Here is a 7,616-nt window from a genome sequence, read left to right on the forward strand (position 1 = left end):
AGTGGAACGGCGACTACGTCAGCCCCTACGCGGAACACGGTAAGAAGAGCGAACAGGTCAAGAAGATTACCGTCTCGATCCCGCTCAAGGTGTTGAAAGTGTTGACCGATGAGCGCACCCGCCGTCAGGTGAACAACCTGCGTCATGCGACCAACAGCGAGCTGCTCTGTGAAGCCTTCCTGCACGCTTTCACCGGCCAGCCGCTCCCTTGCGACGAAGACTTGCGCAAGGATCAACCGGACAGCGTCCCGGCCGAAGCGCGCGCCATCATGGAAGCGCTGGGCAAAGAGATCGAAGATTTCGACAAGGAATAACCCCCAATGACGCGGCCCTGGCCGCGTCATTGCTATCTGCCATGTCCCGCTTCAGCCTGCGCCACTATCACCACCACATCTGCAGCCATAGCCACGACTTTGCCCAACTGGTGATCCCCCTCGACGGTCCCCTCGAGATTGAGGTGCAGGGCCGGGGGCGCCTGCTTGCCCCCGGTTCTGCCTGCATCATCGCCCCCGGCGAGCGGCACGACTACGCCGCCGATCCCGCGCTTTCGTTTCTGGTGCAGGAGAGCGACTGGCTGCCCGGGGATTTGGCAGTCCGCCCCTTTATCGAGCTGGATGAGCCCCAGCGCCACTACCTCGCGTTTTTGCACCGCATGGTGGCCGAGGGGCGGCAGGTGGCGGGCATGGAGCAGGTGTGGCTCTCCCTGCTGGCTGAAGGGCAGGGGATGCAGAGCGCAGCCATTCCACGCCTTGCCGCCCGCATCCTCAAGGTGCAACGCCATATCGATGCCAACCTCGCCGCCCCGCTGACCAATCAGCAACTCGCCGCCATCGCCTGTCTTGGCCAGAGCCAGTTCAAGCTCGCCTTTCGCCAGCAGCTGGGGGTGAGCGTCTCCCACTACATTCGCAGTCGACGCATGGCGCTGGCGCGTACCCTGCTTGCCGGTACGCAACTGCCCGTTGGTGAGATTGCCAGCCGCTGCGGCTACCAGAATCAGGGGGCGTTCAGCGAGCGCTTCCTGGCCGAGAGCGGGCTCACGCCCTCCCTCTGGCGCCAGCAAAACGGCCGCCTGCCGTAACGAAACGGCTGACCGCCGAAGACGGGATGCTCTCGTTGGGCCATGCTGCGGGTCATGCAAGTGCACGATAAACAGGAGCCGAAATGGAGACGATTAGCTGGCAGGATTTCGAGATGGTGGAGCTCCGGGTGGGCACCCTGGTGCGGGTCGAGCCGTTCCCCGAGGCGCGCAAACCGGCCTACAAGGTGTGGGCGGATTTTGGCCCTGAACTGGGGATACGCAAGAGCAGTGCCCAGATCACCGCGCTCTACCAGCCAGAGCCGCTGGTGGGCCGCCAGATCATCGCCGTAGTCAACTTCCCGACCAAACAGATAGGGCCGTTTCAGTCTGAATTTCTGCTGACCGGTTTCTACCGGCCGGATGGCGCCGTGGTGATGGCTATCCCCGAGCAGGCGGTGGAGAACGGCGCCAAGCTGGGCTGAATTCACACCCGAACAGAGACAAGAGAGGCGACCCAAGGTCGCCTCTCTTTTTGTTATCTGCTGTGAGTCGTTACTTCAACAGGCTGAAGATCAGCGCCGACACCGCCAGCGAACCGGTCAGCAGGATAAAGCCGTTGGTCCAGCCGTGACGGAAGCGGGCCAGCGCCTCCACCTTGTAGATGGCAATCACCGGCATGATGAACAGGATCATGGCGATGACCGGGCCGGAGAGGGTTTCCATCAGCCCCAGAATGCCCGGGTTGATGACGGCGGCACCCCAGATAGAGAAGAACATCAGGGCGATACCGAATTTGTCCGCCTTGGCCAGCGGTAGGCCGGTGGGCTTGGCGATCAGGCTTTTCAGGCTTTCACGGGCACCGAGGAAGTGGCCAAGGAAGGAGGAGCTGATGGCGATAAAGGCGATGAGCGGCCCCAGAGTCACGATCACCGGGTTGTCTGTGATGTTGGCGAGATAGGAGAGCACAGAGACGTTCTGGGCCTTGGCTTCAGCCAGCTGGGCTGGCGAGAGGCTCAGCACGCAGGAGAAGACGAAGAAGAGCACGAAGCCCACCAGCATTACTGTGGTGTTGCGCAGGATCAGGCCGCTCTTGGCTTCCGCCTGTTCGCCATATTCCCGGCGCTGCACGTTGGCAAAGCCGGAGATGGCGGCGGCGTGGCTGAAGGCGAACACGGTGACCGGCAGTGCCAGCCAGACGGTGTTGAGGAAGCTCCCCCCTTCAAACGCAGTCACTTCCGGCCACTGCCACTGGGGAATGAGGTAGCAGGAGAGCGCCGCCAGAATGGCCGCCAGCGGATAGACCATAAAGGCGAAGGCGCGCAGCATCGCTTTCTCCCCCGCCAGCATCACGGCGATCATGGCGAATACCAGCACGCCGGAGAGCATCACCCGATCCGGGGTTGCCATACCGAGCTGGTTGACCATAAAGCTTTCCACCGTGTTGGTCAGTCCGACCCCGTAGATGAGCAGGATTGGGAAGATGGAGAGGAAGTAGAGCGCCGAGATGAGGCGGCCGGCCATTTTGCCGAAATGCTCCTCCGCCACTTCGGTGAAGTCGGCGTGGGGGCGTGAAGAGGAGAGTACGAAGCGTGCCAGCCCGCGGTGGGCGAGGAAGGTCATGGGGCCTGCCAGTACTGCGACGATGACGAGGGGCCAGATCCCGCCCAGACCCAGATTGATGGGCAGGAACAGGATACCGGCGCCAACGGCGGTGCCAAACAGGCTGATAACCCAGTGGGTGTCGTGACGGCGCCAGCGGGTGATGCTGGCAGTGGTGGAGCAGGAACCGGATAGCTCCTTGGTAGCCTCTACAGATAAACTCATTACTAATTCACTTTTTGTTAGTGTTTTAATCTGAGTTCATTGTGGTTTATCGGGATTTAATTCTCAAAAAGCGAGACTGAAACATATCACTGCCATTGCGGGGTTTAGCCAGCGAGATTGGGAATGGAATCTGGGTCACAGAATGAAACAAAACTGATATTTGTGGTTTTTGTGAAATATAAAACCAAAATTTTATGCCTGCTCGTTTTTTTATTTTGGCTAATCAGGTGTTTTCAGAATTACGTGAAAAATCGCACCATTTCTCACCGACCGACTGTGATGTTTCACTGTCATTTTGCCGCTTTGCCAGCGTATCACGCTGTTCAAGAGCGCCTTGACCAGAGGATCACTCCGGTCATCACCCGGGGCAACTTCCCTGAACAAGCAGGCGGCCATCGGGCCGCCTGCTTGTCTGGTGTGATGATATCGCTATCGGCCTAGTGGGCCAGAATGTTGCCCCAGGCGAGATCCGGATCCCCCATCACGATAAAGTCCGGGTTCTCCAGCGACTCGGTTTCGTTGTAGCTGAGCGGTTGCAACGCCAGGCTGAGGATGCGGCCACCGGCCGCCTCGACGATGCACTGGGCGGCGGCAGTGTCCCACTCGCCGGTGGGGCCGAGCCGCACGTAGCAATCGGCCGCGCCTTCCGCCACCAGACAGGATTTGAGGGAGCTGGAACCAAGCGGGATCAGCTCGTAGTTGATGGCCGGGTTGAGGCGGCGGGTGAGCTTCTCCAGCTTCTGGCGGCGGCTGATGGCCACCACCAGCGAGTCGGGCTGGTGGTGCTCGTGGTGCATGGCGCTGATGGGCAGGGTTTCACGGTTCACCTCCTTGAAGGCGCCATAGCCACGTACTGCCCAGTAGAGCACGTTGGACTCGGGAGCGTAGATGACTCCGAGCACCGGCACATTGTCCCGCACCAGGGCGATCAGGGTGGCGAAGTCGCCGCTGCCGGCGATGAATTCACCGGTGCCGTCGAGGGGATCCACCAGCCAGTACTGCCGCCAGTTGGCACGTTGGCTGAAGGGGATATCGGCCGCCTCTTCAGTCAGCACCGGTATGTGGGGGGTGAGCGCCGAGAGCGCCTGTTTGAGGTAGGCATCGGCAGCAAGATCGGCACTGGTGACCGGGGTCGCATCCTCCTTCAGCTGACGCTCGAACTGACCGCCGTGATAGATGTCGTGAAGGATCCTTCCGGCTTCGCGGGCAATCTCCTTGACCCCCGGCACCCAGGCCAACAACTCCTGCATCTTGTTATCCTCTGTATGCAAACAAACTGCCCGCGTGCGGGCTACCCGACCTGCTCCACCAGCCACTTCCGGGCCAGCAGCAGGGCACTGATGCTGCGCGACTCGGTGAAGTCGGGCCGCGCCAGCAATTCATCGATCCGGTTGAGTGGCCAGGGGATCACCTCCAGCGGTTCGGGTTCGTCGCCGATCCGCTGCTCGGGGAATAGATCCCGCGCCAGTAAAATGTCCATCCGGCTGGAGAAGTACCCGGGCGCTAGCGACACCTGTTTGAGCAGGGTCAGGTTTTTGGCGCCAAAGCCCGCCTCTTCCATCAGCTCCCGGTTGCCCGCCTCGAAGGCATCTTCGCCCGGGTCGATCAGCCCTTTGGGAAAGCCCAGCTCGTAGGAGTGGGTACCTGCGGCATATTCGCGCACCAGCAGCAGGGTATGCTCATCGAACAGCGGCACCACCATGACGGCGCCACGATTGCCGCCGCGCATCCGTTCGTAGACCCGCTCCTCACCGTTGGAGAATTTGAGGTGGAGGGATTCCACTCTGAACAGCCGGCTCTCTGCCACTATCTCGGCCTTGAGGATCTCCGGTTTGCTCTTTTCCTGCTCCAGCTGGTCGATCGAAATCTGTTCGGGGGGGCTTTTGTGGTGCTCACTCATCAGGGGTGACGGCTCGTTAAAAAATCGTGCTTCAAGAGTAAACGACTCCCACACCGAACACCACGGGGCAGGGAGGGGAAAGGGGGAGGAAAAATCCGTTATACTGCCGCCCTGTTTTTCCATGATCCGCGATCAAGAGGCCCGATGTCGCACTCCCGCTCCACTACCTTGCCCTGGCACCAGATAGATACAGTCTTGCTCGATATGGATGGCACCCTCATCGACCTCCATTTTGACAACCACCTCTGGCAGCAACTGGTGCCGGAGCGTTACGCCGAGCGGCTTGGTCTGCCGCTGGATGAAGCCAAAGCGCAGATCGACGTCCATTATCACGCCGTCAACGGCACCCTCAACTGGTACTGCGTGGATTACTGGAGCGAGACCCTGGGGCTCGACATTCGTGCCCTCAAGCAGGAGATCCTGGCGAAGATCCAGTGGCGCCCCCACGCCATCCCCTTTCTGGCCGAGCTGCGTGCCGCGGGCAAGCAGTTGGTGCTCTTTACCAACGCCCACCCCGCCAGTCTGTCGGTGAAGGATGCGCAGCTGGGGCTAAGCGACCATCTGGATCTGATGGTGAGTACCCATGAGCTGGGCTGGTCGAAGGAGAGCCAGCACTGCTGGCAGGCACTGGCCGAGCGGCTGGCGTTCGATCCGGCCCGCACCCTGTTTGTGGATGATAGCGAGCGGATCCTGCGGGCTGCCGCCGACTATGGCATCGGCTATCAGCTGGCGATCCAGAATCCGGATAGCTGCAAGTCGGAGCAGAGCATTACCGCTTTTCCGGCGATCCGCGACTATGCCGAGTTGCTGCCGCTGGCAATCTGAATCAGTTCAAACAAGAGAGGGCTGCATCATGCAGCCCTCTCTGTATCTGAAACCTGGCGGTAAAACATCACAGCTCCCGGAACGGGCGCCGTTTCTCCTCTTCGATGACGATTGCCTCCAGATTGGCGATCCGCTCCTGCAACTCTCTGATGATCATATCCTGCCTGCCGAGGCGATCCGTGATGCGGGCATCCCCCATCTGATAGCGGGCCCGCTTGCCGAGATATCCGAACAATACGCTGATAAATACGATCAGGACTATGCCTGTCCACATGGTCATGTCACGACTCCTTGTCGTCTATAGACGGCGAAAACGCTGATGAGATCTGCTCTGTTTTCTCACAGCCGCCGTGCGGCCGCAATGGGGCCCATTGTCCCTTTGTGACGCAGACAGCTATTGCTGCCAGAGTGGCCGCCCGACCCAGAGCGCCCACAGGGTGAGGTGCAGCAGCACGATAAACCAGAAGACCAGCCGGTAGCTGCGCTTCTGGGTCTTGTGACGCAGCCACTGGCGGGCCACCAGTGCCCCCGGCCAGCCGCCGCACAGCTCCAGCAGATGGAGCCTCGATTCGGGAATGCGCCACTCGCCCCGCACCGCCTGCCGCTTGTCCCAGGCGTAGGCCGCCAGCGTCAGCAGACTCATGGTCAGCAGTGCGGCCAGTGGCCACCACTGCTGGCCGTCGAGGCCGAGCCAGAGAGTCCAGCCCAGCGGCAGCAGCGCCAGCGCCATCATTGGGCCAGCTCCCAGCAGCGCTCCTCATCCTGCTTGAGGGTGCGGATCACCCTGGCCGGATTGCCCACCGCCACCGAGTCGGCCGGGATGTCGCGGGTGACCACGGCGCCGGCGCCAATGATGGAGCGCGGCCCTATGGTGACGCCGGGGCAGATGATGGCGCCGCCGCCAATCCAGCAGTCATCGCCGATCCATACCGGCTTGTTGTAGGCAGTCCAGTTGCGTCGTTCCAGATAGTTCATGGTGTGGGTGGCGGTGTAGATCTGCACGTTGGGGGCCAGCAGCACATGGCTGCCGATATGCACTTCACCCAGATCGAGAATGGTGACGTTGAAGTTGAAGAAGGTCTTCTCGCCGATATGAATGTTGCGGCCGAATTCGCAGGTGAAGGGCGTGCTGATCCAGCAGGAGTCGGGGCAGTGGCCAAAGAGCTCGCGGCAGATTTGTTGGCGCAGAGGGCCATCGCCCGCCGATGAACCATTGAGCCGGGCCAGCAGCGCCTGACCGCGGATCCGGTCGTTCGCTATCTCCTCGCTCTGGCCATCCAGCGCCCCGCCTGCCAGTACCTTGTCCCAGTCGCTCGCCATTGCTACCTCCTCATGCTGCAAGAGGGGGCAGTATACGTGACAAGCGCGAGAGGCGTCAGTCTGTCACTTCTGGCAGGTGATCCCCGTCATCCTGCCGGCCAGACGAGGGGGAGGATCAGCAGGGCCGAGACGAAGTAGGGGAGCAGCACCCGCAGCCCCAGACTGCGACCGCCGATGCCGAGGGCCAGCAACCCCTTCACCAGCGAGTTGATCAAACCGGCGAGCAGGATGCCGCGAGCGGCCACCTCCAGTGCCAGCTCCTTGTGGGAGAGCTGGGAGAGTGACAGCGTGATGGCGTCCACGTCGGTGATCCCCGACACCAGCGACAGCAGATAGACCCCGGAGTTGCCTACCTTGTCTTGCAGCAGAGTTGCCATAAAGCCGATCAGCGCCAGCAGCAGGCCGAACTTGATGGCGGTGGCCAGATCGAGCGGGTTGCTGGTTTCCGGCTGCACCGGGCCGTCAGTCAGCTCCTCGCGCTGACGCCAGAACCAGAAGGCAAAGCCGTACACCGTGGTAGCCAGCAGCACGAGCGGGGCGGCGAGGCGCATCGCCAGTTCGCTGTGAATGAGCAGCACCAGCACCAGCAGCCGCAGCCACATGGGGGCCCCTGCCAGCAGGATGCCGGTAGCCAGCAGGCGCTCCAGCCCGCCCTGCTCCTTGTTGAGGCGGGCGAACTGCAGGGTGAGGGCGGTGGAGGAGGCCAATCCCGCCAGTATGCTGGTGAGC

11 protein-coding genes are annotated in these 7,616 nt (G+C 61.5%); 4 read left to right on the plus strand and 7 right to left on the minus strand.

The window, feature by feature from the left end; translation table 11 throughout:
* The 3 genes from metJ to AACS18_RS04580 all read left to right on the plus strand — a co-directional run.
* A partial coding sequence (metJ, locus tag AACS18_RS04570) for a met regulon transcriptional regulator MetJ (protein ID WP_108613806.1) occupies positions 1–314 on the plus strand: 314 nt, incomplete at its 5' end.
* A 41-nt stretch (positions 315–355) separates the two neighbouring features.
* Positions 356–1,078, plus strand: a complete 723-nt coding sequence (locus tag AACS18_RS04575) for an AraC family transcriptional regulator (protein ID WP_108613807.1) — start codon at positions 356–358, stop codon at positions 1,076–1,078.
* Between the two features lie 83 nt (positions 1,079–1,161).
* A complete protein-coding gene (locus AACS18_RS04580) occupies positions 1,162–1,500 on the plus strand; it encodes a tRNA-binding protein (protein ID WP_108613808.1) in 339 nt (112 codons plus the stop codon).
* Between the two features lie 70 nt (positions 1,501–1,570).
* On the opposite strand, the gene AACS18_RS04585 is transcribed toward AACS18_RS04580, so the two are convergent.
* The 3 genes from AACS18_RS04585 to nudE all read right to left on the minus strand — a co-directional run bounded on the left by AACS18_RS04585 (position 1,571) and on the right by nudE (position 4,742).
* Positions 1,571–2,842, minus strand: a complete 1,272-nt coding sequence (locus tag AACS18_RS04585; protein ID WP_108613809.1) for an aromatic amino acid transport family protein — start codon at positions 2,840–2,842, stop codon at positions 1,571–1,573.
* 437 nt (positions 2,843–3,279) lie between these two features.
* A complete protein-coding gene (gene cysQ / locus AACS18_RS04590; RefSeq protein WP_108613810.1) occupies positions 3,280–4,092 on the minus strand; it encodes a 3'(2'),5'-bisphosphate nucleotidase CysQ in 813 nt (270 codons plus the stop codon).
* Between the two features lie 41 nt (positions 4,093–4,133).
* Positions 4,134–4,742, minus strand: coding sequence for an ADP compounds hydrolase NudE (nudE, locus tag AACS18_RS04595; RefSeq protein ID WP_181363410.1), 609 nt, complete (start codon positions 4,740–4,742; stop codon positions 4,134–4,136).
* Positions 4,743–4,886: 144 nt separating this feature from the next.
* Between nudE and yrfG the strand changes: the two genes are divergently transcribed.
* A complete protein-coding gene (gene yrfG / locus AACS18_RS04600) occupies positions 4,887–5,567 on the plus strand; it encodes a GMP/IMP nucleotidase (protein ID WP_108613811.1) in 681 nt (226 codons plus the stop codon).
* Between the two features lie 67 nt (positions 5,568–5,634).
* Here the strand turns inward: yrfG and AACS18_RS04605 are convergent, their stop codons facing one another.
* From AACS18_RS04605 to AACS18_RS23070, 4 genes are all read right to left on the minus strand, one after another.
* Entirely contained in the window at positions 5,635–5,847 is a 213-nt protein-coding gene (locus AACS18_RS04605) for a hypothetical protein (RefSeq protein ID WP_041209029.1), read from the minus strand.
* Positions 5,848–5,961: 114 nt separating this feature from the next.
* On the minus strand, positions 5,962–6,300 hold the full coding sequence (locus AACS18_RS04610) for a DUF1294 domain-containing protein (protein ID WP_005343057.1): 339 nt from the start codon (positions 6,298–6,300) through the stop codon (positions 5,962–5,964).
* Positions 6,297–6,887, minus strand: coding sequence for a sugar O-acetyltransferase (locus AACS18_RS04615; protein WP_108613812.1), 591 nt, complete (start codon positions 6,885–6,887; stop codon positions 6,297–6,299). The genes AACS18_RS04610 and AACS18_RS04615 overlap by 4 nt, the downstream gene beginning before the upstream one ends.
* An 86-nt stretch (positions 6,888–6,973) precedes the next feature.
* The coding region (locus tag AACS18_RS23070; RefSeq protein WP_258228850.1) for a DUF4010 domain-containing protein at positions 6,974–7,616 on the minus strand (643 nt) is incomplete at its 5' end.

It is taken from the genome of Aeromonas sp. HMWF015, from assembly GCF_963878965.1.
Classification (GTDB): Bacteria; Pseudomonadota; Gammaproteobacteria; order Enterobacterales; family Aeromonadaceae; genus Aeromonas; species Aeromonas veronii.

What these genes read in the sequence shown, in the direction of transcription:
- cysQ (WP_108613810.1), bottom strand. Translation starts at nt 4,092, where the DNA reads ATGCAGGAGTTGTTGGCCTGGGTGCCGGGGGTCAAGGAGATTGCCCGC.
- AACS18_RS04610 (WP_005343057.1), bottom strand. Translation starts at nt 6,300, where the DNA reads ATGATGGCGCTGGCGCTGCTGCCGCTGGGCTGGACTCTCTGGCTCGGC.
- AACS18_RS04580 (WP_108613808.1), top strand. Translation starts at nt 1,162, where the DNA reads ATGGAGACGATTAGCTGGCAGGATTTCGAGATGGTGGAGCTCCGGGTG.
- yrfG (WP_108613811.1), top strand. Translation starts at nt 4,887, where the DNA reads ATGTCGCACTCCCGCTCCACTACCTTGCCCTGGCACCAGATAGATACA.
- AACS18_RS04605 (WP_041209029.1), bottom strand. Translation starts at nt 5,847, where the DNA reads ATGACCATGTGGACAGGCATAGTCCTGATCGTATTTATCAGCGTATTG.
- AACS18_RS04615 (WP_108613812.1), bottom strand. Translation starts at nt 6,887, where the DNA reads ATGGCGAGCGACTGGGACAAGGTACTGGCAGGCGGGGCGCTGGATGGC.
- AACS18_RS04585 (WP_108613809.1), bottom strand. Translation starts at nt 2,842, where the DNA reads ATGAGTTTATCTGTAGAGGCTACCAAGGAGCTATCCGGTTCCTGCTCC.
- nudE (WP_181363410.1), bottom strand. Translation starts at nt 4,742, where the DNA reads ATGAGTGAGCACCACAAAAGCCCCCCCGAACAGATTTCGATCGACCAG.
- AACS18_RS04575 (WP_108613807.1), top strand. Translation starts at nt 356, where the DNA reads ATGTCCCGCTTCAGCCTGCGCCACTATCACCACCACATCTGCAGCCAT.